The sequence below is a fragment of the Ancylothrix sp. D3o genome (assembly GCF_025370775.1).
Lineage (GTDB): Bacteria > Cyanobacteriota > Cyanobacteriia > Cyanobacteriales > Oscillatoriaceae > Ancylothrix.
The window spans coordinates 80,630-104,356 of the sequence record NZ_JAMXEX010000007.1; the positions used below are offsets into that span (position 1 = coordinate 80,630).

The window sequence follows — 23,727 nt, forward strand, 5'->3', positions numbered from 1 at the left end:
CATTTAGCGGCTCATTGGATGTCAAAACCTGAGCTATTCATACTGCACTAACTTGATAAAGTATAAAAAAGTCATCATTTAGAAGCAACCGGCATAAAAATAAAAAATATAACCTCTTCCCAAGTCGTTCATTACCCGATATGGCCAACAGTTTAAAAGCAACCGTCCTCGCCGCCTCCCCAAAAGGGTTACAAATTGTTGACGAAGCCAGAAAAAAGAAAGGCTGGAAAAAAGCAGCCATTGCTTGGTGCCAAGCGGCTCATACCACTGAGGCGACTTTAAAGCGATTTTGGCGCAGTATTCCTATTCGCCAAGATTCATTTATTGGTATTTGTCAAGCGGTTGGGATTACAGACTGGAAACAAATTGCTGATAATTTACCCGAAATTGTTGCTCATAGCGATTGGGGAGAAGCACCCGACGTAACGGCATTTTATGGGCGCAATAAAGAACTTTTTGCCCTCAAAGAATGGGTGGGGAGAGAAAACTGCCGGTTGGTAGCAATTTTAGGCATGGGAGGTATTGGCAAAACTGCTCTTTCTATCAAAATTGCCCAGCAAGTTCAAAATCGTTTTGATTATGTTATCTGGCGCAGTTTGCATCAAGCAACTCCTTTAGAAGAATTATTAGCTGATTGGTTAGAATTTTTATCAGAAGGCAACGTTGCTGCCGGAAACTACGACATCAGCGAAAGCATTTCTCGCCTCATTGAATGCTTGCGGCGGTATCGTTGTTTACTTGTTTTAGATAATATTGAAGCAATTCTGAGCAGCGGAGATTTTGTCGGACATTATAGAAGCGGTTATAAAGGTTATGGCGAACTTTTTAAACGTATTGGAGAAACTCCTCATCAAAGCTGTTTGATGTTAACAAGCCGCGAAAAACTCCGAGAAATTGCTTTGCTGGAAGGCGAAACTCTGCCGGTGCGTTCCTATCAATTGGGAGGTTTAGGTGATGAAGCGCGAGAGATTTTAAAAGAAAAGCGTTTATCCCAAGAGGAAAAATGGGTAATTTTAATAAACATCTACCGAGGGAATCCTTTTATGTTGAAAATAGTTTCGGCTTTTATTCAAGAAGTTTTTGATGGCAAAGTAGGGGATTTTTTGAAACTTGGCACAACCCAAGTTACCCGCGACATCAGCGATTTTATTGAAGTCCAGTATGAGCGTATATCGGAATTGGAAAGGCAAATTCTTTTTCAGTTATCTCAGGAAAAAGAGCCGATTTCTTTAAGTGAATTGCAAGAAATGGTTGCTGTTTCGGCGATTGAGCTAACCAATGCTGTAGCTTCTTTAGTGGGCCGGTCATTGATTGAAAAAAGTGCAGGCCGGTTTACCTTACAGCCGGTGGTTATGGAATATGTTACCAGTTTAGAGGAATAAGTTTTTTAGCTGATTTTATCGTAATGAAAAATCCCTAAAGTGTTTATTCAAGAATCGAAAATTTGGGCAGCAAAAATCTAAAATTTAAAATGACTTAAGTGAGTTACTGTATTAATCCCAAATGTACCAATCGGCTGAATTTAGACAATCTGGCAAACTGCCAGACTTGCGGGAATTCCCTGCTTATAAATAATCGTTATCGGCTGCTTAAACCCCTGCGAGAATTAGATGAATTTTGCCCTACAGAAATTTTTGAAATAGAGGATCAAAATACCCGCAAAGTTTTAAAAATACTAAAACGCCCCAAATGGAGCGAAATGTTTCAAAGAGAAGCAAGAGTTTTGCAACAGTTAAAACATCCGGGGATTCCCCAAGTTGAAATTGACGGCTATTTTACTCTTAAAATTAGCCCAAAAGCAAAAGAATTACATTGCTTGGTGATGGAAAAAATCGAAGGATTAACCTTAGAGCAGTGGGTAGAAAAATATGGTAAAATACCCCAAAAAATCGCAGTAGATTGGTTGAAACAACTGGTTGAAATTCTCAAAGTTTTACACGAAAAAGACTTATTTCACCGCGATCTTAAACCTTCAAATTGCATGGTAAAACCCACAGGCCAATTAGTCTTAATAGACTTTGGTAGCGTCAGGGAAATCACCGGCACATACCTGGCAAAAGTAGGAACTGACCGCCAAATTACCGGCATTGTTTCCCCTGGCTACACCCCACCCGAACAAGCCACCGGCAAAGCCGTTCCCCAATCAGATTTTTTTGCTTTGGGGCGAACTTTTGTACATTTACTAACAGAAAAGCACCCGGTAGAATTATCAGAAAATCCCCAGACCGGCAAATTAATGTGGCACGAAGCAGCCCCCCAAGTTTCGGCGGAATTTGCTAATTTAATTGACAATTTAATGGCTACAATACCCGCAAAACGTCCTGCCAATGCTCAAGCCATTTTAGAACGTATAGAATTTATTAAAAATAATAAAATATCTTTCCTAAAAGCTCAGCGATGGCTGGCAAGAACCGGCCTATTATTTTTGGGATTTGCCGGTATTGCTGGCTTCAGCGACAGCGTAGCCAAATATTATTATAATCGCGGTTTAGAAAACCATATATCTCGGCAAACAGAACAAGCCGAAATTTATTACCGGCAAGCCTTAAAATTTAACCCAAATTATGCAGAAGTGCATAACGCATTAGGCTTTATTTGTCAAGATCGGCAAGACTTAACTTGTGCCCGTTTTGAATACGAAAAAGCTATTAGCCTCAACCCCAACTTAGCCATCGCCCACTTTAATTTAGCCACCACTTGTGAAGAACTTTTAGACAGGGAGTGCGCCCGCCAAGCTTACCAACAAGCAAGTAAAAATGGCTTAATTACTGCTGATAATAACCTCGCCCGTTTATATCTGCTTTCTGAAGATTATCAAAGTGCCGAAAGACTAATTTTGCAGGCATTAAAGCAAACTAAAGATAACCATATTAAATATTCGCTTCTCAAAAATTTAGGCTGGGCAAAACTCGGTCAAAAACGCTACATTGAAGCCCAGGGAACTTTAAAACAAGCAGTGCAACTCAACTCTCAGCAAGCAGGCGCATATTGCTTATTAGCGCAAGTTTTGGAAGCACAAAACCAACTTCAAACGGCAAAACAGCAATGGGGAAACTGTTTGAGATATGCTTCAATCTACAATCAAGATGAAGCAGCCTGGATTGACATGGCCAGAGAACGCTTGAACTCGGCAAGAGAGGAAAAATGAAACGCACATTTTCACTGGCAATTTATCTTAGTTTGATATTATGTACTGTCACCCACAGCAGCCGGCCCAATCCGGTTATAGCACAACCTATAAAACCGGCATTCTCTGCCACTGGAGGCTTACAACTCATCGAAGTCAGCGGGGAAGTTTTTCTGCATCGTGTTGGCGAAGAAAGCATCAGACGCCTTAACCTCAACAGCGAAATTTTGCCAGGAGATTTATTAATTGTGAGAAGAGGTGCTAAAGCAACGATCCGCTGCCCCAACGGGCAAAAATGGCCTTTACCAGAAGGCGTTTCTGGCGCTATTAACGGCTGTCGAATGGGTTCCACCGGCGATCCCCGCCTTCCAGTACCCCGCACCCTTGTGAGCGAAAATAACCCCTTTATTATCAGCCCCCGACAAACCGCCTTACTCAACGACCGGCTGGTTTTGCGGTGGAATCCAGTGGCTGGGGTGAAGACTTATACAGTTAAACTGCGTGATAGTGCCGGTCTGAAATGGGAAACTGAAGTGAGCGAAAATCAAATTATATATAATGGCTCTCCATTACAGCCCGGAGAAAGATATACTCTAAGTGTGCGAGCAGAGAGCCCCACCACCTCCGAAAACGAATCGACAATTTTTTGGCTATTGGACGAAAAAACCGACCAAGCTGTGCGAGAAAAAATTGCAGCCGTTGACCGGCAGGCATTACCAAGCGACGCAAAAGCCTTAGCAAAAGCCAATATTTACAGCAAATACCGACTGTTTGCCGCCGCCATTGAAGTTCTCGAAACCTCAGCAGCCGGTGGAAACTCAACCGCCTCTTTTTCCCAAATGTTGAGCGCGCTTTATGAACAAGTAGGCTTAAATAGCGGATTTGTTGCTCGCAGATAGGATTTTTGATATTTAATTTTTGATGGGTGCATATTAGATTTTGGATTTTAAATTTGAGATGCGTTAATTCCTTAATTTTGGATTTTAAAAGCCTCTCCCCCATTAGGTTGTAGCGTTTTGCTCTCTCTGTTTTTGCACAGAAAATGCTATCAATAGCATTGAAAGGTCGTTGTAATACCGCTTAATGAAGTCCCAATCTCCCCTCCTCCGCTCACTTTTGACTATCTTTTGGCTGATTTTTTTGAGTAATTCTCACACTTTAAAAACGGCGGCCACCCCCCTCTCATTTACTAAAAGTGAGAAAAAAAGTCAAATACCGATAACAATTGCTAAAAACAATTATTTTCAAATCAGCCAAACAACGGCCAACCAACTGCCCTCTATCAAGGCAGAAACATCAGCTATCTTCTTATTTCCAAATTCCCCATTAATTACCGAAAAATTTAACACAAAAAATAACCATTTATTAAACCCAAACTTCAGCCCCTCAAACCCCCATAACTCCACTCAAAAGCCCCCCCAGACTGAATTAAACGAAAATTATCAAGCCGATGCCGGTGAACCCCCCAGCCTGCGTTTTGCCCCCCAATCAAAACAAAATTTTGCCCCAAGCATTTCCGTTTCCATGCCCTTTGCAAATGGCTTTTCTTGGGGGAATGCCGGCATCGGTTTAGGCTTACAATCTCGCACCCGCTATACCAACAGCCCCGACGGAGGTTTAGGCATTGGCATAGGTTTAGGAAACCCACAAACCCACCTTGGTTTTGATGTCGTCGCCTCAATTTTAGATTTGTCAGATTTTGGCAGTCGCGGCTCATTAAGCTTTAAAATCCACCGAAATTTCGACAATGATTTAGCCATAGCCGTTGGCTTACAAAATGCAATTATTTGGGGTTATACCGATGCCGGCACCAGTGTTTATGGAGTCGTTACAAAAACCTTTCGCACCTCAGCAAATACCAGTGATTTTTTAAGTTCCATCGTTGTTTCTGCCGGCCTCGGTGGCGGACAATTTCGACCAGAATCCGACATAAATAATAATATAGAATCAGTCGGCGTTTTTGGTTCCGTTGCCCTGCGCGTAGTTGAACCCCTCAACGCTATTGCCGAATGGACAGGGCAAGATTTAACCTTGGGATTATCTTACGTTCCCTTTGCCAACACACCTTTAATCATTACCGGCGGCGTAACCGATCTCACCGGCAATGCAGGAGATGGTAGCCGATACCTTTTAAGACTTGGTTATTTATTTACTTTTTAACTTCTATGAATTCCCTCAAAACCTTCTTCAAACTAGCTTTAATTACCTGTTTTATTATCCTGATCATTCATCCTTTATCCGCAACCACCCCTCGTTTCCAAGCCCCACCAAAAAATAGCCATATCGAAACTATTTCTCCAATAAGAAATACCTCTTTTTACCCCAAAAAAGTAAAAAATGAGCCTCCGTCTCCAACCAAAACAGAACTGTTAATTAGCCAAAATGGCAATATGTCTGATGGCACCGGCCCAACCTTAACAGAAAGTGGTATTTTGCCTTCAGAACCCGGTCAAAATATCTCCCGTGCAGATTTTGAAACCAGTATTCAAACCGCCGCATCAATTGACGCCGCCTTACAACTTTTTGAGCAATACCAATCAGCCGAATTTGGGCAATATTTCAATAAACGCTTAATTGGTAAAACCCCAACAATCAGCCAAATTAGGCAAATTTTGTGTCAACTGGGGCGAGTCACCGGCACAAAGCCGGCCTTAATTTATGTCGGATCTTTCTCCGAAGAATTGCGAATTTTATATGTTGTACCAACACAGACAAATAATTGCAGCCTTAACAAAGAAGAAAAAGAAAAAGCCGGAGAAAAAATCATTACTTTAACCAATAAAAACCAAATCAAAGAAATTGTAAGCACTTGGCGAGAAGAAATTTCCCTTGCTCCCCTCAGTCAGAATTACGGTTCCTTAGAATCATCTCAAAAAGTCTATAATTTGATAATTAAGCCCCTAGAAAGTATTTTTCAAAACAACCAAATCGACACCTTAGTATTTACAATGGATGCCGGTTTGCGGTCAATTCCTTTAGCCGCCTTACATGATGGCAAACAGTTTTTGATCCAAAAATATAGCCTCGCTTTAATTCCCAGTTTTGGCTTAACGGACACAAGATATATAGATGTCCGAAACTTACCAATTTTAGCAATGGGAGCCTCAGAATTTGAAGATGCCATTTCATTACCCGCCGTGCCGGTGGAACTGGCAAAAATTTTAACACCCCCCTGGAGAGGAATCGCCTTATTGAATGAAGATTTTACCTTAGAAAAATTAAGAGAAGTTTATCAAAAACAGCGGTTTCGGATTCTTCATTTAGCCACCCATGGTAAATTTGTCCCAGGCGATGTTAGTCAATCTTTTATTCAGCTTAGAAATGAAAAATTGCGTTTAGATCAAGTTGGAGAAGTTGCCGAAGAGTTAAAATGGCCGGCACCGCCGCCGGTGGAAATGTTAGTATTAAGCGCTTGTGAAACCGCATTAGGAGATCAACCAGAATTAGGATTTGCCGGTTTAGCAGTTCAGGCCGGTGTAAAATCCGCTGTAGCGAGTTTATGGCAAGTTGATGATGTCGCCACCTTAGCATTAATGAGCGAATTTTATGGGCAATTAAGCAAAACTCCCCTAAAAAGTCAAGCCTTAAGACAAACACAACTCGCCATGCTGCAAGGGAAAGTTCGCATAGAAAATAACCAGTTATTCTTATCAGAAGGAAAGCCGGTAAATTTACCCCCCAATGTAGCCGGTACCGAAAAACTCGACTTTTCTCACCCCCATTATTGGGCTGGGTTTACCCTGATTGGGAATTGGAATTAAGTTTTTTATAAAACCATTGATTAGCAAGCCAAAAACAAAACCCCCAGAAGGGGGTTTTAATTGTATAGCAGCCGGTTGAAATCCATCGCCACTAAACCGGCCAATTACAAAACTAAGACATCACCCAATTAACCAAAGTCCGAACCCCATAACCCGTAGCCCCTGGCGGATTATAACCACTCTCCTTATCAGACCAAACCGGCCCCGCAATATCCAAATGAGCCCAAGTAGTTTTATCCACAAACTGCTTCAAAAACATCGCCGCCGAAATCGAACCACCCGGACGCGGGCCCGTATTCTTCATATCAGCAACAACCGACTTCATCCCCTCAAAATACTTTTCCTCCAAAGGCATTTGCCACACCTTTTCACCAGCCACTTCCGCCGCAGATTTCAACTCACCGGCCAACTTTTCATCAGGGCTCCATAAACCCGAATAATCATCACCCAAAGCAATCACACAAGCACCCGTCAAAGTAGCCAAATCCACCATCGCATCAAGCCCCAACTTATCAGCAAAAACCAAAGCATCCGCCAAAGTAAGCCGGCCTTCCGCATCCGTATTATTTACCTCAATCGTCTTCCCATTAGAAGCCGTCAAAATATCACCAGGGTGCATCGCCTTTCCACTAATCATATTTTCCGTCACAGCCGAAATAAAATGAACTTCCACATCCGGCTTCAACAAACCAATCGCCTTAGCCGCCCCAAGAGTAGCACCGGCACCCCCCATATCCACCTTCATCATCTCCACACCAGAACCAGCCCCCTTAATATTCAAACCCCCAGAATCAAAAGTTAAACCCTTACCAATAATCCCCAACTTCCGGCGAGGCTCACCTTCAGGCTTATAAGTCAAATGAATAAACTTCGGAGGCAAATCAGACGCCAAAGCCACCCCCAAAAACGCCCCCATCCCAAGTTTTTCGCAGTCTTCTTTCTCCAAAATTTCCAACTCTAAACCATGTTCCGCAGCAATAGCCTGCGCCGTTTCCGCCATCGTAATTGGCGTACAAGCATTCGCCGGCGCCGCCACCAACTGACGAGCCAAAAACACCCCCGCACACACATTGCGGGCACGACTAATCGCCGCCTCACTTCCCGCCAGACCCAGCAAATCAACTGACTCCAGCCGTGAACCCTTATCCTCAGATTCAGATTTAAACCGATTATCTTGATACAAACTCAGTTCGACACCTTCAACAATAGCCGCCGCCGTCTGGTCAGCAGAATCTTGAAAAACCGGCAAACTCAGCGCCAAAGACTTACTTTTTTCCTTTTTCGCCAACTTTGCCATAGTAGCCGCCGCCCGCCGCAAAGTCTCCAACTTCAAAGACTCAGGCTTCCCCAGCCCCACCAAAATCACCTTACGGATAGAGCTACCCTTGGGAGTCCGCGTCACCGCCGAACTGCCTTCCTTGCCCTTAAATTCTGCATCCGCAATCAAATCGCTAACAGAACCGGCCAACTTTTCATCGAGTTGGGCCATTGGGCCGGTTAACTCCACAGCATCCTCAAACAAACCAATACCCACAGCATCGCCTGACCAATCCAAGGCGCTGATTTCAGTCGCTCGAAATTCCATCACTTCGTTTTACTCACTCAACACTTTTTTACATTCTCACAGATCAAACGGCACAGAATAACTTGTTCGATGCAGATATAGCCGTTTTCAGTTGTATGAATTAGAGTCCTTATGCTCTAAAAAGCCAGTGCGCGATAAAATTAGCGCCTCATTATTCTCTTTCTCTGGCTCTCGCTGACAACGAAAAAGCAGAGCCTACCATACTCCATTTGGGATCGCCACCGCTCCCCACCCTATCAGCAGATAAAATTTCCCCACACTCCTCCTATAAATGGCCATTTTTTACATTTTGCAGCCATTGTCATAGAGAAAGACGCTTGAAAAGTTGGTTATTGGTTTGCCAAGCAGAAATTCTTTAATTTCCTCGCTTTTTTTAAAACTTTCACCCCAGCTTTGTCTCCCCAAAAAGTATTTATACTCAATTGTCACCCAACTAAAACCTATGACAAACTTCGAGATAAATAAGGCGATGGCTCTTCCCCCTCGATTCCAGAACAGTTAAGATGTCAGCATTCAACCCGAACTCTTTAAAAACAGAGGATTATTATGAAGGATCAAAGATAAACCTGACTAAAGCCAAAATTTCAGCCCCAAAGCTCTTGACAAAGAGCAGCAATTACTCAACGACTCAACCCTAAATAGAAAACCGAAACATATTCAAGGCGAAAACCACCCATGTTCAAGAAGCGACGCAAACCAAATCTTCTACTGGCAATTGGTACCGGCATCGGTGTTTTGTGCATCGGGGTAGGCTTGCCGGTGATGTACCAAAACGGCTTTTTTAATTCCACAGAGAAAAAACTCGCCCTCGTAGACACCCATAACAAAGATTCAAAAGTTTTGCCCCTCTTGCAGTTATCACGCGAACAACGAGCCAGCGAGTTAGAAAATCTGGCTCAAAACGACAAAACGATAGATCGTAGCCGTGCACGTTATTTGCTTGCCACAGACCTCCTTGAGGAAAAGCAAGGAGCCAAAGCCCTCAAATGGCTGGAAAACCTCGAAAAAGACTACGGATTGCTCAGCGGCCACATTGCCCTTAAACGCGCTCAAGCATTAGAACTTACAGGAGATAACAACAAAGCCATTCAAGCTTGGCAGGACGTCCTCAAACACCACAGCAAAGAGCCAGTAGCCGCAGAAGCCCTTTATGTTCTTGGCCAACAACAATCAAAATACTGGGATCAAGCCCTCAAAGACTTTCCCGCTCATCCCAAAACCGTTGAAATTGCCATGCAGCGACTGCAAAAAAATCCCAATCAACGAGATTTAATGATCAAAGTTGCTCAATATGGCCACTATCACCCCGGTATTATTTCTGTCCTCGACCGATTAGTAAAAAAATTTGAAACAGACTTAACCCCTGAAGAATGGGAAATCATCGCATTTGCCTATTGGGAAAAACAAATTTATGGAAAAGCCGGTGCAGCCTATAGCAACGCCCCTCGCACGCCCCGCAATGCCTATCGGGCCGCTAGGGGCTTACAATTAGGAGATAAAACAGATTTAGCTCGCATTGAGTATAAAAAACTCCTCAAAGAATTTCCCGAAGCTCCCGAAACCGGCCTAGGTTTATTACGTTTGGAAAAAATGGTCGATCCCAAAGAAGCAATGGCCTATCTTGACCAAATAATCGCCCAATTTCCAGATAAAGCCGCCGAAGCCTTGCTCCATAAATCCAAACTCCACGAAGAATTAAAAAATGGCAAAGCTGCTTCAGAAACTCGTCAAATATTATTAAATCAATATAGTAATTCTGATGCTGCCGCAGAACTGCGCTGGACACTCGCCAAGCAACGCGCCAACGCCAAGGATATTAAAACTGCTTGGGAGTATGCCCAAGCCATTACCAAAGAAAATCCTAACAGCGAACTCGCTCCTGAAGCAGCTTTTTGGGTAGGCAAATGGGCAAAAAGTTTAGGCCGCGACACCGAATCTAAAAAAGCCTTTGAATATTTGCTCGCCCAGTATCCAGAAACTTATTTTGCTTGGCGGGCTGCTGTTTTTTTAGGGTGGAACGTGGGAGATTTTACCACAGTTCGGCAGAAGTTACCAGAGGTTACTTACCCCCAATTTCGCCCCTCTTTACCCGCCGGCTCGGATACTTTAAAAGAATTATATAACTTAGGTCAAGATCAAGATGCTTGGAAGCTCTGGCAATTAGAATACACCAACCCCACAGATCCAACGGTGGCCCAACAATTTACAGATGGTTTAATGCGTTTAGGCGTAGGAGATAATCTGGATGGCATTTTTATGATTTACAGTTTAAAAAATCGGGAAAAACCCGAAGAACAAAGCCAATATCAAACGCTCAAAGCTTCCTCGGCTTACTGGCAGTCCTTATATCCTTTCCCTTATTTGGATATTATTGTGCCTTGGGCAAAAAAACGGCAGCTAAATCCTCTTTTGGTCACATCTTTAATCCGCCAAGAATCGCGCTTTATGCCTAAAATTAAATCGGGAGTCGGGGCCGTTGGTTTAATGCAGGTAATGCCCGAAACAGCCGCAGAAGTCGCAAGGAGTGTAGGGTTAAAGCAATATAAGCTTGAGAATCCTGAAGATAATGTCCAATTAGGTACGGCTTATTTAGACTACACCCACAGAGAGTATAATAATAATTCCCTGTTGGCAGTGGCGAGTTATAATGCCGGCCCTGGTAATGTCTCGGATTGGGTGGCAAAATACGGATTCAGCGATCCTGATGCTTTTGTCGAAAAGATTCCGTTTAATGAAACTAAAGATTATGTTAAAAAGGTGTTTGAAAATTACTGGAATTATTTGCGATTGTATAATCCGGAAATAGGCCAGCGGTTGCAAGCCCATGCAGCAAGTTTAAAAACCGCTTCCCGGCAGTAATTCGATGGGCCGGCTTGAAACCTAATTAAAGCACTCGCCCAAAACCAATATCAGCAAAATTACGGAGGAATTAACAGCTTTTTTAATTTTAAAATACTCTGTATTCCTCTCGCTAGGCTTTTTATGACGACAGATGCTCCAGGGTGCGCCAATCTAACCAAAACACTAGCCGAGTTAAGTGCCAAATGCGAAACTGGCAAATTAACTCTCTTGGGAAATGACCGGCAATGGCATCTCTACTTTATTTTGGGCCGGCTTGTTCACGCCACCGGCGGCGATCACCGCGTTAGGCGTTGGTACCGAGCTACTAAGCAATGTTGTCCCGATTTTACGGCAGATTTTAGCCAAATTTCTGGCTCTAATCTTTGGGAGTATCAATTGTTACAAAAAGGCATCAGTCAAGCTAAACTTAGCCTCTATCAAGCAAAGGCTGTAATTGGGTCGATTTTAAGAGAAGTTTTTTTTACAATTCTCGCTGAAGATAATTTTACCTGCCAATGGTCAGCATCTTTTCGGCAGCCAACGGCTCAAAAACTCCCTAGTTTGCCTTTGTCTTGTAAAGAAGTAGAGCAAGTTCTCCAAAAAACTAAAATATTGTGGCAGCAATGGCAAGAAATGGGTTTGAGTCATCTTGCCCCAGATCAAGCCCCCATTTTATTAAGAAACAGTGGTTTACTTAATAATCCAAGTACCCCGCAAACTATCCTCAGTCTCAGCCAACTTTTTAACGGTCAAAATACTCTCTGGGATCTGGCACTCCGCAAAAAGCAATCGGTGACTGTTCTCACCCGAACTCTACATTATTTCGTAGGCCAAGGTATTATTGAAGTCCGCACTGTTCCTGATCTTGCCTCCCCAATGGAACAGCTACGCTTGGTTGAAAATGCCTGCAAGACACCCAAACCTTTGATAGCCTGCATTGATGACAGCCCAGTGGTTTGCGCTTCCTTAGAGGCGATCTTAGTGCCCGCCGGCTATCGAGTCCTAAAAATTCAAGACCCTCTGCGCCAAATGTCTAATATGGTGGAGCAAGAGCCGGCTTTAATTTTTATGGATTTGATTATGCCCGATCCCACCGGCTATGCACTTTGCTCTTTTCTCCGCAAAACTTCTGTGTTTCGGAACACTCCCATCGTCATCCTCACCGGCTATGATGGCATGGTCGAGCGTGCCCGCACAAAGTTTACCGGCGCAACAGATTTTCTCTCCAAACCTCCAGAACCGAAAAAAGTTCTCGCCGTTGTCCAAAAGCATCTCAAAGCTAACTCAGCTTCTCCTCTCCCCTTCACCGGAAGAGTCGCCCTCGCTTGAAAAATCTGTGAGGTTTTATTTTAAATTTGCACGCTCTTTTTAAGAACGCTTATCTTAGCCTACTAGAGAGAATCAATATTTAAAGCCACGAGTTTCCCTCTCTAAATTGAGAATTTAAAATATAATATTTTTTGGAATCGGTCTGGACGCATCGCCCTTGGCAACTGCAACCGATGCTCACCGGCCCTCACTCTAAAGATGAAGCCGGTGTAAATTGGCTGTCGAGTCGGGGATGCCGGTGTTGTAGTCTGGAAGAAATCAGAGTCTCACAGTTTGTGTAGTTATGGACACTCCTCTTCCAATTTTGTATCTGTTGATATTGCTCGTTTTGCTCTCCGGGGCTGCTTGGTTCATTTTTCGGCAAATCTTTAAAACTCGCAAAGTAGAAAGCACCCTGTCTCGCTTGCAAAAAAAACTTAGAGACGAAAAAGGCACATCTCAAGAATATTATGAGTTGGGCTGTATCTATTTAGATAAGAAATTATTCTCCCAAGCAGTGGTAATCTTGCAAAAGGCTCTCAAAGCCCCAGACTTAGAAGGTGAGGAAAATATTGCCCTTGTTTACAATGCTTTAGGTTATGCCTATGCTGCACAAGAACAGTATGATTTAGCCATCCGTCAATACAAGGAAGCCTTGAAAAACAAGCCTCAGTATGTTACGGCTTTGAATAATTTAGGTTTTGCTTACGAACGCAAAAAATTAATGGCACCTGCCTTGGAATGTTACGAAGAAGTGTTGTTATCGGAACCCGACAACCCTACTGCTAAAAAACGCGCTCAGTCTTTACGCCGCCAAGTGGTTCCGTCAACTTAAAATAACCCAGGGGTGGGTTTTTTTCACCCCTGATATTTGTCTGATTTAGTTATTTAAAAACTGCCGAAACTCGGCACAAAACACGGCAATTTTGCCTTTTTATCTCCTATGCCTGAAAATAATTCACCCAAACCAGCCCAAAAACTTAGCCCCGAAAAGTACGCCCGCCTTAAGGCTGAAGCCGCCGCCCCCTATCGAGGATTACGAAAATTTATTTATGTTAGCTTTGCTGCGTCTGGGTTTATCGGTGCTGTGGTATTTTTGGCTCAGTTAGCAGCCGGTCGAGACGTTGCCACAGCGTTACCCAACTTTGCCCTCCAAGTGGGAGTCGTGGCGGCGATGGTTTGGCTGTTTCGCATCGACCGGCCCAAAGAAGGCCAAAATTCTAACTCAAAACGGTCATAAAACTTTACCAAAAAATTGCGTTTAAAGCCCCGCCCTTCGACAAAACGTCGGCGTGAGCGATGATTCGGAAATCAGCCTTGAAACAATTAAAAACTAAGGTGTACCCCACCTAATCTCAAGTTTTTGGGGAGATTCTCCTCTGCTCAGATGGGGAAACAAATGTCAGGAAAAGAGATCAACGAAAGAGGCAACCTCAACATTGATGTTAAGAATCTCCGTGCGTTCACGCCGTTGAGTATGTCAAAATCTTGATAATCCGCAAAGAAAATAAAGAAATTATTAGGAAAGTCAAGATTTAGTGATGACGCTGCCATAATAAGAATATAAGCTTTCAAATGGGGTCAGCCGATATAAAGACCCTAACTTTAAAAATCTGCCATAAATTCAAAGCGCCAACTTCTACCGATAAGAAGATTGGCGCTTTTAAAATTTCTACAAAATAGGGTTGACAAATCAGCTTTCTTGTGCTAAGGTGCTATCCGAATTGAAGTAAAAAAAGGGAATGGGGATTTAATAAGCTAAAGTTTCCAAGGTTTCGCGCAGGTAGCGGCGGACTTGGCAATCTAAGCCAATCTCGCAGAGATCGTCATCAAACTTATGTTCATTTTGCCAGCGCTGAAACCCAGAACTCAAGGCAATGGCTTGTTTAAGGCCGGCCCAAATGTTATCATCGCTCGTAGATAAACTTGATGGTAGTGTGGCATCAGGCAACAGGTCAAAGGAAGATTTGGCCATAAACATCTCACTGATTGAAAAAAAAGCAGACACTTTGAGGATAGCCACAAAGCACCCTCGCCATGACCACCGGCAACAAAAGTCTGAGGAGGTCATATATAGGCATTTAATATATTGTACTCACTAAAGTTTTTTAGTGCTGAAAGTTACCAGCAATTTTATATTTTTTTAGGGGTTGGAAGCATTGGTTTTTGGCGGGTTCAGCATAAGTTTTTGCATAGTGCTTATTTCGGCTCAAAACCAAAAGCGATCTCAAGAAAAACTATCTTTATTTTTTTAAAAAACAGTAGCCTTTGATACTAATTTCCAAAAAATTTTGTATTTTCTCAGTTTCAGGAAGAGTGCGGTGTTTGAGGAGGAGTAGGCGGCGCTTCTTGTGGCTGAGGAGTTGCCGGTACAGCAGTGAAGTTGCTTGTCAGAGGGGGTAAAACGCGCCCCAGTTGCCAGCCAAAAATTGTAAAATCGCGGCGAATCATATCTGCTGGATAGGTTTCAGTAGTTGCAAAAGCAGCCTCATTAGTCAACATTAAAATTGCCACACTTACCGGCAACAGCAAAAACAAATTACAGCCCAAAAAAGCCAGCGCCGCCACCAGTAATCCCAGCAAGCGGACTTGCGGTAAGGGGGTAGTCAAAGCAGCCACCGGTGCCCATTGGTAGAGGAACCACAGAGGCACAAGCAGGAGAGCCGCCGCAACCACAGCCGCGATGCGCTGAACGTTAGTTTTAAGCAAAGTTAATAAACGAAGCTGATCCGCGCTCAGGCGATCAGGGTTAGTCGCCACAAACAAAGCAGCAAAAATATAAAAAGGACGCCACAACTGCATTGCCAAAACCGGCCCAGTGCCAAGCAGCCCAACGAGCAGCACCTCTAAAAAAGGAGGCAACAAAGGTGTGCCGGCGGCCAGCCCAAACAAACAGAAAAGCACACACAGAGGAAGTGCGAAAAAGCCGGCCAAATGAATCCACAAAAACGGTTCAGTCCAAAAAGAACGCATTTGAAAGAATGGGGAATAGGGAATGGGGAGTTAAGAGTTGGGAGTTGGGAATTGTAGGGGCGGGTTCTTCAAAGATGTTAGTTAGCCGCCTAGATATCGATGAATCGGCCCCTACAAGGGTTTTAAATCCTAATCCCTCAATCGCCAACGCCTTAATTAGGTGAAAGGGTGCGGCGTTTCGTCACCATGCGGAAGGCTTCAATAATGTCACCTTCAGCCCATGTCTGGAACTTATCAAGGCTAATACCGCATTCAAAGCCGGCATTGACTTCCTTAACATCCTCTTTCATCCGCCGTAGCGAGTCGAGGACACCTTCATAAATGACATTGCCATTGCGGCGTACCCGCACCTTACAGTTACGGATAATTTTGCCAGAAAGGACATAGCAACCGGCCACAGCGCCCTTACTGATCGGGAAGACGGCCCGGACTTCCACAGTCCCCAGCCCTTCTTCGACCAATTCCGGCTCAAGTAAACCTTCCATAGCCCCTTGGATGTCATCCAAGAGGTTATAGATAATGTTGTAATCGCGGACATCCACACCTAGCGCATCAGCGGCTTGACGGGCGCCAGAGGCAAAGGTGGTGCTAAAGCCAACAATCACAGCGCCAGAAGCCGCCGCCAGATCCACGTCGGTTTCTGTAATTTCGCCTGGGGCAGAAAGCAGAACGCGGACTTGGACTTCGTTTTGGGGTAACTGTTGCAGTGAACCCAAAATTGCCTCCACCGAGCCTTGGACATCAGCTTTAAGGATAAGATTAAGTTCCTTAAGCTGGCCTTCTTTGGCTTGTTGGGAAAGGGCGCTGAGGCTGACACGCCGAGAGGACATGGCTTGCTGCAAGCGTGATTGACGGTTTTCGTCAAAGCGGGCATCCGCAACAGCACGGGCTTCTCTTTCGTTTTGGAAGACCTCAAACTCATCACCGGCGGCGGGCACTTCACCGAGGCCAAGAACTTCCACTGCAAAAGAGGGGGAAGCGGCTTCAACGCGGCTGCCAGCATCATCAATCATGGCCCGGACTTTACCCATTGTCGAACCGGCCACCAAGATATCGCCGACGCGGAGGGTGCCGTTTTGCACCAGCAGTGTTGCCACCGGCCCGCGAGCCTTATCAAGGTGAGCTTCAATAACGGTGCCTTTAGCGGCGCGGTCTGGGTTAGCTTGAAGTTCTTGGACTTCTGCCACCAAGAGAATCATTTCTAAGAGGGTGTCGAGGTTTTCGCCTCTAATAGCGCTGACCGGCACCATAATCGTATCGCCGCCCCATTCTTCAGCGAGCAGGCCATACTCGGTAAGTTCTTGCTTAACGCGGTCGGGGGAAGCACCTTCTTTATCAATTTTGTTGATTGCCACGACGATAGGCACTTCGGCTGCTTTAGCGTGACCGATAGCTTCAATGGTTTGGGGGCGAACGCCGTCATCAGCGGCCACCACCAAAATTGCGATATCCGTGACTCGTGCGCCTCGCGCCCGCATAGCCGTAAAGGCTTCGTGACCGGGGGTATCAAGGAATACAACTTGTTGGGTTCTTCCGTTGTGTTCGACATCGACGTGGTAGGCGCCGATATGCTGGGTGATCCCACCGGCTTCTCCGGCGGCGACTTTTGTTTTGCGGATCGTATCGAGCAGGGTGGTTTTGCCGTGATCGACGTGGCCCATGACCGTGACCACCGGCGGACGGAGGTGGAGATTTTTTTCTTCAGCCCCTACCATTTGGGTAGACTTGCGGGCTTCTGACTCTTCGATACCGGTTTCTACTTCGGTGCCTAATTCTTGGGCCACAACCGTAGCAGTTTCCTGGTCTAAAGTTTGGGTGACGTTGACCGCCATGCCTTTGAAGAACAGGGTTTTAACGATTTCGGTTTCTGCGACTCCCAGAAGGTTCGCCAATTCTCTAACGTTGATACTGCCGCTGAGAACAATTTTTTCTGGACGTTGGGGCTTGCCTTGTTGCTCTCTGCCTTTTTGGCGGTTGTTTTTATTGCTAGAAGCTTCTCCGACTGCCGCTGCTTTTTTGGCTTTGCTGGGGGCGGCTGCCGTTGAAATTGCCGGTTTTGCTCGCATCGGTGCTTTTTGTTTGGCCGGTCTAGCGATAGAAAGGCTTACTTGGACGGTTTCTGGCAAATCTTCCAAGTCGCCATCAAGGTCATCGTCATCTTCTTCGATGGGTTTGGTACGCCGTTTTGCTTTTGTACCGGCCTTACCTTTATCAGAAAAATCTTCTACTACTTCTTCTTCGGCCTCGCGTTTTTTGCCTTTCTTCGGTTGTCGCGGCGGATTTGGCCGTACCAATAAGGCGACTTCGCCATCTGTGCCTTCGCCCTCTTCTGAACCTTCAGATCCTTTGGGTTTTTGGTCTAATTCTCCGCCTGGAGCGTTTGGCCGAATTAGCTGCGGTCTGGGCAAGATTGCTTCGCCTGGGGTGCTTGCGCCTCCTGCCGAACTCCTCGACCGGGTTGGTGCGCCCGTGCTGCTCGGACGAACGGCTATGCGTTTTGGCTTGTCTGCGTTAGCACCAACACCCACCGCCGGAGCCGGCGCTGCTGCTGCTGGCTGTTGGCTTGTTTGTTCTGCTATTTCGAGTTCCGCTACTTCTTCTGGGCTTCCAGGTTTTTGACGCTGCTTGAGTACCGGCCTTACTCCCGTTGATCCCGGATCTTTTGAGTTATTCGGTCTTACGGGTGGCGTTGTCAGTTTGGGGCGTTCTTGCCCTCCGCCCTCCCGCGTTTGCCTGGCTGTTCTTCCCTGTGAAGTTGCTTCTGGGGGTGAAGAAGTTTTTTTTGCTTCGGGAGGGCTAAAGTTGTCGCCTCCGCTTGCAGTTTCAGCGAACTCTTCTGGGGCCGACATGGCCTCTGTTGGCTCCCCGGTGGGAGTCTGAGTTGCTTCCTCGCTTTGGTCTTGTCTTGAGGGCCGGTTCAGCATTTTCGGCTTTTCTGGTTGCTGTACCCGTTGTGAGGTGGATGCTGTAGGGGAAACTAATACTTGAGAAGAGTTCGATCCGCTTTCTGTTCTCGTTGTTTGTTCTATTGTCATAGTTGGCGCGGTTTGGGCTGGGCGCGGGCTGTGGGTGCGGATCTCCAAAATTTCTTGTTTTTTGCGTTCGCTAGGGCGTTCAGCGGATGTTTCTGCGTGATGCTCTGAGCGAGGCTTGTTTGGCTGTCTAGCTGCCGCCGGCTTGTTGAAGTCGGCGTGAGGGTGAGGGACTGGGTGTTTCTCTGCGTGAGCCCGTATCCGCTCCGCCTCCGCTTCTGTAATTGTACTGCTATGGCTTTTAAATGCTATGTTCAAGTGTTCGCAAAATGCCAAGATGTCTTTGTTATCCAAATTCAATTCCCGTGATAAATCGTAAATTCTAACTTTGCCGTTGTTCATCCACTTCTCCCTCAAACAATCCAACCGATTTTCAAGGCAGGTGACCTACTGCCGAAAAGCGACTGCCAGAACCATTGTTCTGTGAGTTTAACTTCCCAATAAACTAGAGCGCATCGATAGCGCTATTTGGATGCTTGGAAAGTTAAGAACTGCACTTGGCAGTTTGCTTGAGGCTTGCATCCCCCACAAGCTGGCCACGACTGTCCCTTTTGAGACACTTTGCGACTTTCCTAATCTAATCTTGCACAAATCTTTTCGGATCTGGGGGCAGATATTAATTAAATCGTGATTAGGGGTCTGTGTCTGCTGATTCAAGGGTAGCGTATCGCGATGCCCGCTTATGGCCCTTTTAGGGGCTGTTATTTGCTCAGCACAGGTGGGGGACTTGCAGATCCCTGAATTTCAGGCTCCTGCTTGGCGGACAAACGCTGCGATAAGCTTTGGTAAATTTCGCTTGGGACGTTTGCTTTGAGCGTTCTTCCCAGTCGATTTTTCTTTTGAGCGGCTTGGAGGCAACTCAAAAGCGGGCAAAGATAGGCTGAACGCCCCTCGCCCTGGTCTAATTGTACCTGATGGGAAGGATAGACTCGGACAATTCGCCAGAATTCTTTTTTATCGGCAATTCGCCGGCAGCTTACACAACAGCGCAGGTTTGGTTTCATCCGCTCGGATTTTTTTTGTTAGCTTTTTTTACAAAAGCTCTTTGGTTGCTAAGATCCCTTTGCCGGCGCTGTCTTGGCTGCTTGTTACTGTGATCGCATGGTTGAGATTTTCTTTAGACAAATAAATCTTCCAAGCGACAAACTGAACTAAAAGCTTTTTTGCCTTTCAATGGTCTCTTCTCAAATGGTATGACATTTGATCACTGCCGGTGCGCCGGTTCAGTAAAACAGTCTAATTTATAGAGGCCGATTTTTTTCTAATAAGCTTGTTCGGCCACACTAAATGAGTCGTCTTCTGATTCTTCATCGTCTTCGACGTCTTGATAGGCGCTTTCTTGAACGGCTGCAAATTTGAGGGTTTCGGCTTCGTAGTCATATTTGGCAGTGTCTTTGATGTCTATTTTCCAGCCGGTTAAGCGTGCGGCCAATCGAACGTTTTGCCCTTCTTTTCCGATGGCTAAACTTAGTTGGTCTTCGGAAACTAAAACGTGGGCTTGTCGGCCTTCGGAAGCTACGAGGCGCACTTCGTCTACTCTGGCTGGGCTGAGGGCGTTGGCAATATAGGTGGATGGATCAGGCGACCAGCGGATGACGTCTATTTTCTCGCCGCGCAGTTCGTTGACAACGACTTGAATGCGTGATCCGCGTGCGCCAATACAGGCTCCTACTGGATCGACGTCTCTTTCTAGGGTGTCTACAGCGATTTTAGTTCGGGGGCCCACATGGCGTCCGGGGGGGTTGGCTTCTCTGGCGACGGCGACGATCCGCACGACTTCATCTTCAATTTCTGGGACTTCGTTGGCAAATAAGTAAACGACCAGGCCGGCATCTGCTCTCGATACAATTAGTTGGGGCCCGCGTTGTGGCCCATCAATGACTTTTTTGAGCAGAATTTTAAAGGTGGCGTTGGCTCGGTAGTTATCGTTTGGTAGTTGTTCTCGTTTGGGCAGTTCGGCTTCGACTTCTGGTTGGCCAAAGCTGCTACTAACGGCCATAATTACCGATTGTCTCTCAAAGCGCAGGACTCTTGCCTGCAATACGGTGCCTTCTAAATCTTGAAATTCTTCTTGAATGAGTTTACGTTGTTGGTCGCGCAGTTTTTGGGCCAAAACTTGTTTGGTTTGGATGGCTGCCATTCGCCCAAATTCTCCCTGATCAGGGGTGACGTCTAATATAACTGTGTCGCCTAGTTGGGCTTCGACGGCGACTTCTTGAACTTCTTCGAGGGATATTTCGTGATCGGGGTTGCTGACTTTTTCGACTATTGTTTTTGTTGAAAGGATGCGAAAGCCTTCTTCTTCTACATCTAGGTCTACTTCAAAGTTATCAAAGTAGGTTTCGTCAAAATGCCCGTCTAGGCGTTGGGTGCGCCGAAAACGTTCGTAACCTTTGAGCAGTGCTTCTCTCAAGGCTGCTTGGACGGCGTGTTTGGGTAAACTGCGTTCTTTACTAATATTTTCGATGAGGTCCTTTAGACCTTTTAAGTCCACCATTGACATAAGCTTTCTCTCCTTTACAACTGCTCTTTCAGTGGGATGAATTTGTTTTTTTGGGAGGGAAATTAGCTTTTTTTCACTTTTTCCCTCGCCTGGTTAGCGGCTTTGTATTTTGCCAAAAATTACTCGGTGCTTACGAGTTGAACTTTGAGGATCAAATCGCGGGGTATGGCTTGGATGCGTCCTTTTTGATTTAAGTAAACGGCTGTTTCATCTCGCCGAATCAGTTTACCTGTCAATTCTTTGTGACCGGCAAAGGGTTCTGATGTTGAAATGCTAACGGGAAATCCTTTGAAGGATATAAACTCTTTGTCGGTGGTGAGGATGCCCGGTATCCCTGGACTTGATATTTCGAGGATGTAGGCATCAGGGATGATTTCTTGTGCATCTAAGCTTGCTTCTAAGATTCGGCTAAAATGCTCACAATCATTGAGACTGGTATCGTCTTGTAAGTTACGAATGTCTACTCTCAACACCGGCGGGCTGTGGTTGGTGTGAAAAACGGCTCCTACCACTTCTAAGCCGAGGCGTTCGGCTAGGGGGGTGGCGAGGGCGATGATTTGTGGTATCAGAGGATGCGTCATCGGAGTGGTTGAACAAAAAAAAGTGGGCCAAATCCCACTTCACTTAACTAAATCTGGATGATGTGTTTTTAAAACCAAAATCCAGAATGTTTGACGGTACGGGGTTTTCCCCTGTTGAAACCGGGGGCCTACAGCCACCCTGCGCCTGGGGCCGGCAATCACAGGCGGGACGCCTGATGCCACAGGGGGCAGGCCCCCTACACGGTTGTTGTGTCAATGGCTTTGGATAATTGCCGCAATCGGTCTGTGGGCTGAGGGCTGAGACCGGCAACGCTTAAACGAAGAGGTTGACACAATAGCATTTTTATGCTAATGAAAACTTTTTGTGAGCAGTTTTTTGTTCGCTCTGTTTTCAGTGTACCGCATTTGGGATGAGATGGGGGGCGACTTTAGGGGGGCCGGTTTATACTTTGTTCTTGAGAATAGCGAGCGAGAAGAAATGAATATTGAGCTACCGGCTTGCTAGTCGCCGTAATTGTTGAGTTTGAGCCAATAGTTTCTCGTTGTCGGTTTCTGCTGGGGTGCGTTGGACATAATTAATTTTAATTTCTTCGAGCAAGTCGGAGGCTAGGTTTTGTAATTCAGTGAGGGTGTTTTGCTGTTGCAATTCTGTTCGCAAGGCTTGGCTAAAATGCTCTACGAGCCGGTCGGAGAGTTTTATGGCGATGGGGTCGGGGGGGGCTGTTGTAATAGAATTGTAGGCGCTTTGAGGGGCTTCGGTGAAGATTTTGGCGAGTTCTGTGGCTAAGGTTTCTGTAAGTTGATCGGGTAAACCGGCCAATCCGGGTAAGCGTTGGATTTGTTGAGAAACTGGTAGTTGATTCACTGCATTACCAATATTATGCCGAATCAATTCTTCTAAGTCGGGGCGAATTTGGGGTAAGGCTTTACAAAGGGTGACTTGCAAAAGGCGTTTAAAAATTTCTTCTATTTCATTGGTATTGTTGATATCAATATAACGTTTATTCGTGCTTTTTAATACTGAGCGAGCTAGTTCTCCACTTTCAATACCGGCCTGAATTTGATTGATAACTTGAATAACAACTACTTCGGTTATTTCTTCAGCAACGCTACCAAGAAATAGGCGGCTAATTTCGTTGCGGAGGGGTTCGAGGTCGGGTAATTTGGCTTGATTGAGTCGAATAACGACGGGGATAACTCGTAATTCTCGCCAAAAAGGTAAAATTAGGAAGAGGTCATACCAGCGCAATAAAAAAGCATCAGGGAACCATTTTAAGTTGGGGTTGCGGCGAGATATCCACCACGTCCGAAAAAGTAATTCGATTAAAAAGATTCCGATAAACCAGCGGTCAATTTTCCAAAACCTATCTATAAATTCGCCATTTTCGCCCATTTGGCGATAATAGTTACTTTTGATGATCGGTTCTATTTGGCTTTCAAAGAAGGTAATTTCGTTACGCCAGCCGTTTTGGGTGAGATATTCTTGGCTCCAAAACATTTGAAACGAGGATTTTGAGGAGGCATCTTTTGTGCCAAAAATCCGCCGTCGCATGACGTTTTTAATTTTTTCTAAGCTGCCGGTTTTATTGGCGATTTGAAAGGGGTTTTCATCAATGATGGTGATGCTTTGTTGGCGTAGTTCTTGGAGGATGGTGGCGGCTTGAGGGGTTTGTAATCCGTTTTCGGCGACTTCTGATTTTAGTTTTTCTACGGTTTCTAAATATTTTTGGGTGTCTCTATGGGGTTCGATGCCTTTATAGGGGTCATAGAGTTGAAAAAAATCGGTTTTTTTTAAGGGTTCAGCTATGGTGCTTAGTGTCCAAAAACTGCGGAGGTAAAAGTCTCGCCAGGGAACGTAGCTGAGGTCGAATAAGATCAAGCCTAAGTTAGTGACGGCAAGTAATGCCATCAAGCGTTCTAACCACAGAATATTGCGAGGGAGAGGGTGGGGATTTTTTTTAAGTTTTTGCATGGTTGTAGGAATAGGGGTAAAAGAAGTGTTTTTATCTTTTTAAGGTAATTGTATTTAGGGGTTGGTGATGGGAATTGGGTAAT

18 protein-coding genes are annotated in these 23,727 nt (G+C 45.3%); 10 read left to right on the plus strand and 8 right to left on the minus strand.

Annotated elements, in window-relative coordinates; translation table 11 throughout:
- Nucleotides 1-140 precede the first annotated feature (140 nt).
- From NG798_RS14395 to NG798_RS14415, 5 genes are all read left to right on the plus strand, one after another.
- Nucleotides 141-1,382 carry an NB-ARC domain-containing protein gene (locus NG798_RS14395; protein ID WP_261224126.1) on the plus strand — a complete coding sequence of 414 codons (1,242 nt, stop codon included), beginning with the start codon at nucleotides 141-143 and terminating at the stop codon, nucleotides 1,380-1,382.
- 98 nt (nucleotides 1,383-1,480) lie between these two features.
- The gene (locus tag NG798_RS14400; RefSeq protein WP_261224134.1) at nucleotides 1,481-3,148 is read left to right on the plus strand and encodes a protein kinase; all 1,668 of its coding nucleotides are present in this window, start codon (nucleotides 1,481-1,483) and stop codon (nucleotides 3,146-3,148) included.
- Complete coding sequence (locus NG798_RS14405; RefSeq protein ID WP_261224135.1) at nucleotides 3,145-4,026, plus strand: fibronectin type III domain-containing protein; 882 nt, start codon at nucleotides 3,145-3,147, stop codon at nucleotides 4,024-4,026. Before NG798_RS14400 ends, NG798_RS14405 begins: the two co-directional genes overlap by 4 nt.
- Before the next feature lie 184 nt (nucleotides 4,027-4,210).
- Nucleotides 4,211-5,287: a hypothetical protein gene (locus NG798_RS14410; protein WP_261224136.1), complete on the plus strand. Its 1,077-nt coding sequence runs from the start codon at nucleotides 4,211-4,213 to the stop codon at nucleotides 5,285-5,287.
- Between the two features lie 5 nt (nucleotides 5,288-5,292).
- The gene (locus NG798_RS14415) at nucleotides 5,293-6,888 is read left to right on the plus strand and encodes a CHAT domain-containing protein (protein WP_261224137.1); all 1,596 of its coding nucleotides are present in this window, start codon (nucleotides 5,293-5,295) and stop codon (nucleotides 6,886-6,888) included.
- A 112-nt stretch (nucleotides 6,889-7,000) separates the two neighbouring features.
- Here NG798_RS14415 and NG798_RS14420 read toward each other — a convergent pair whose 3' ends face one another.
- The gene (locus NG798_RS14420; protein WP_261224138.1) at nucleotides 7,001-8,473 is read right to left on the minus strand and encodes a leucyl aminopeptidase; all 1,473 of its coding nucleotides are present in this window, start codon (nucleotides 8,471-8,473) and stop codon (nucleotides 7,001-7,003) included.
- 675 nt (nucleotides 8,474-9,148) lie between these two features.
- Here NG798_RS14420 and NG798_RS14425 point away from each other — a divergent pair.
- From NG798_RS14425 to NG798_RS14445, 5 genes are all read left to right on the plus strand, one after another.
- Complete coding sequence (locus NG798_RS14425) at nucleotides 9,149-11,332, plus strand: transglycosylase SLT domain-containing protein (RefSeq protein ID WP_261224139.1); 2,184 nt, start codon at nucleotides 9,149-9,151, stop codon at nucleotides 11,330-11,332.
- Between the two features lie 123 nt (nucleotides 11,333-11,455).
- Complete coding sequence (locus tag NG798_RS14430; protein ID WP_261224140.1) at nucleotides 11,456-12,643, plus strand: response regulator; 1,188 nt, start codon at nucleotides 11,456-11,458, stop codon at nucleotides 12,641-12,643.
- A gap of 131 nt (nucleotides 12,644-12,774) precedes the next feature.
- Entirely contained in the window at nucleotides 12,775-12,924 is a 150-nt protein-coding gene (locus NG798_RS14435) for a hypothetical protein (protein ID WP_261224141.1), read from the plus strand.
- Nucleotides 12,925-12,926: 2 nt separating this feature from the next.
- Complete coding sequence (locus NG798_RS14440) at nucleotides 12,927-13,457, plus strand: tetratricopeptide repeat protein (protein WP_261224142.1); 531 nt, start codon at nucleotides 12,927-12,929, stop codon at nucleotides 13,455-13,457.
- A gap of 108 nt (nucleotides 13,458-13,565) precedes the next feature.
- A complete protein-coding gene (locus NG798_RS14445; protein WP_261224143.1) occupies nucleotides 13,566-13,862 on the plus strand; it encodes a DUF3493 domain-containing protein in 297 nt (98 codons plus the stop codon).
- Between the two features lie 510 nt (nucleotides 13,863-14,372).
- Here NG798_RS14445 and NG798_RS14450 read toward each other — a convergent pair.
- The 7 genes from NG798_RS14450 to NG798_RS14480 all read right to left on the minus strand — a co-directional run bounded on the left by NG798_RS14450 (nucleotide 14,373) and on the right by NG798_RS14480 (nucleotide 23,644).
- A complete protein-coding gene (locus NG798_RS14450; protein ID WP_261224144.1) occupies nucleotides 14,373-14,597 on the minus strand; it encodes a hypothetical protein in 225 nt (74 codons plus the stop codon).
- 332 nt (nucleotides 14,598-14,929) lie between these two features.
- Nucleotides 14,930-15,595 carry a low-complexity tail membrane protein gene (locus NG798_RS14455; protein WP_261224147.1) on the minus strand — a complete coding sequence of 222 codons (666 nt, stop codon included), beginning with the start codon at nucleotides 15,593-15,595 and terminating at the stop codon, nucleotides 14,930-14,932.
- 152 nt (nucleotides 15,596-15,747) lie between these two features.
- Entirely contained in the window at nucleotides 15,748-18,969 is a 3,222-nt protein-coding gene (gene infB, locus NG798_RS14460) for a translation initiation factor IF-2 (protein WP_261224149.1), read from the minus strand.
- A 359-nt stretch (nucleotides 18,970-19,328) separates the two neighbouring features.
- Entirely contained in the window at nucleotides 19,329-19,631 is a 303-nt protein-coding gene (locus tag NG798_RS14465) for a YlxR family protein (protein WP_261224160.1), read from the minus strand.
- A gap of 257 nt (nucleotides 19,632-19,888) precedes the next feature.
- The gene (gene nusA / locus NG798_RS14470; protein ID WP_261224170.1) at nucleotides 19,889-21,130 is read right to left on the minus strand and encodes a transcription termination factor NusA; all 1,242 of its coding nucleotides are present in this window, start codon (nucleotides 21,128-21,130) and stop codon (nucleotides 19,889-19,891) included.
- 119 nt (nucleotides 21,131-21,249) lie between these two features.
- Nucleotides 21,250-21,711: a ribosome maturation factor RimP gene (gene rimP / locus NG798_RS14475; RefSeq protein ID WP_261224172.1), complete on the minus strand. Its 462-nt coding sequence runs from the start codon at nucleotides 21,709-21,711 to the stop codon at nucleotides 21,250-21,252.
- Between the two features lie 451 nt (nucleotides 21,712-22,162).
- Nucleotides 22,163-23,644 (minus strand): hypothetical protein, encoded by a 1,482-nt coding sequence (locus tag NG798_RS14480; RefSeq protein ID WP_261224174.1) that lies wholly within the window; start codon nucleotides 23,642-23,644, stop codon nucleotides 22,163-22,165.
- Nucleotides 23,645-23,727: the final 83 nt, after the last annotated feature.

Excerpts from the sequence above, each read along its gene's own strand:
- NG798_RS14465 (WP_261224160.1), bottom strand. The coding sequence starts at position 19,631 with ATGAAACCAAACCTGCGCTGTTGTGTAAGCTGCCGGCGAATTGCCGAT.
- infB (WP_261224149.1), bottom strand. The coding sequence starts at position 18,969 with ATGAACAACGGCAAAGTTAGAATTTACGATTTATCACGGGAATTGAAT.
- nusA (WP_261224170.1), bottom strand. The coding sequence starts at position 21,130 with ATGTCAATGGTGGACTTAAAAGGTCTAAAGGACCTCATCGAAAATATT.
- NG798_RS14420 (WP_261224138.1), bottom strand. The coding sequence starts at position 8,473 with ATGGAATTTCGAGCGACTGAAATCAGCGCCTTGGATTGGTCAGGCGAT.
- NG798_RS14445 (WP_261224143.1), top strand. The coding sequence starts at position 13,566 with ATGCCTGAAAATAATTCACCCAAACCAGCCCAAAAACTTAGCCCCGAA.
- NG798_RS14450 (WP_261224144.1), bottom strand. The coding sequence starts at position 14,597 with ATGGCCAAATCTTCCTTTGACCTGTTGCCTGATGCCACACTACCATCA.
- NG798_RS14455 (WP_261224147.1), bottom strand. The coding sequence starts at position 15,595 with ATGCGTTCTTTTTGGACTGAACCGTTTTTGTGGATTCATTTGGCCGGC.
- NG798_RS14480 (WP_261224174.1), bottom strand. The coding sequence starts at position 23,644 with ATGCAAAAACTTAAAAAAAATCCCCACCCTCTCCCTCGCAATATTCTG.
- NG798_RS14395 (WP_261224126.1), top strand. The coding sequence starts at position 141 with ATGGCCAACAGTTTAAAAGCAACCGTCCTCGCCGCCTCCCCAAAAGGG.
- rimP (WP_261224172.1), bottom strand. The coding sequence starts at position 21,711 with ATGACGCATCCTCTGATACCACAAATCATCGCCCTCGCCACCCCCCTA.
- NG798_RS14440 (WP_261224142.1), top strand. The coding sequence starts at position 12,927 with ATGGACACTCCTCTTCCAATTTTGTATCTGTTGATATTGCTCGTTTTG.
- NG798_RS14430 (WP_261224140.1), top strand. The coding sequence starts at position 11,456 with ATGACGACAGATGCTCCAGGGTGCGCCAATCTAACCAAAACACTAGCC.
- NG798_RS14415 (WP_261224137.1), top strand. The coding sequence starts at position 5,293 with ATGAATTCCCTCAAAACCTTCTTCAAACTAGCTTTAATTACCTGTTTT.
- NG798_RS14410 (WP_261224136.1), top strand. The coding sequence starts at position 4,211 with ATGAAGTCCCAATCTCCCCTCCTCCGCTCACTTTTGACTATCTTTTGG.
- NG798_RS14425 (WP_261224139.1), top strand. The coding sequence starts at position 9,149 with ATGTTCAAGAAGCGACGCAAACCAAATCTTCTACTGGCAATTGGTACC.
- NG798_RS14405 (WP_261224135.1), top strand. The coding sequence starts at position 3,145 with ATGAAACGCACATTTTCACTGGCAATTTATCTTAGTTTGATATTATGT.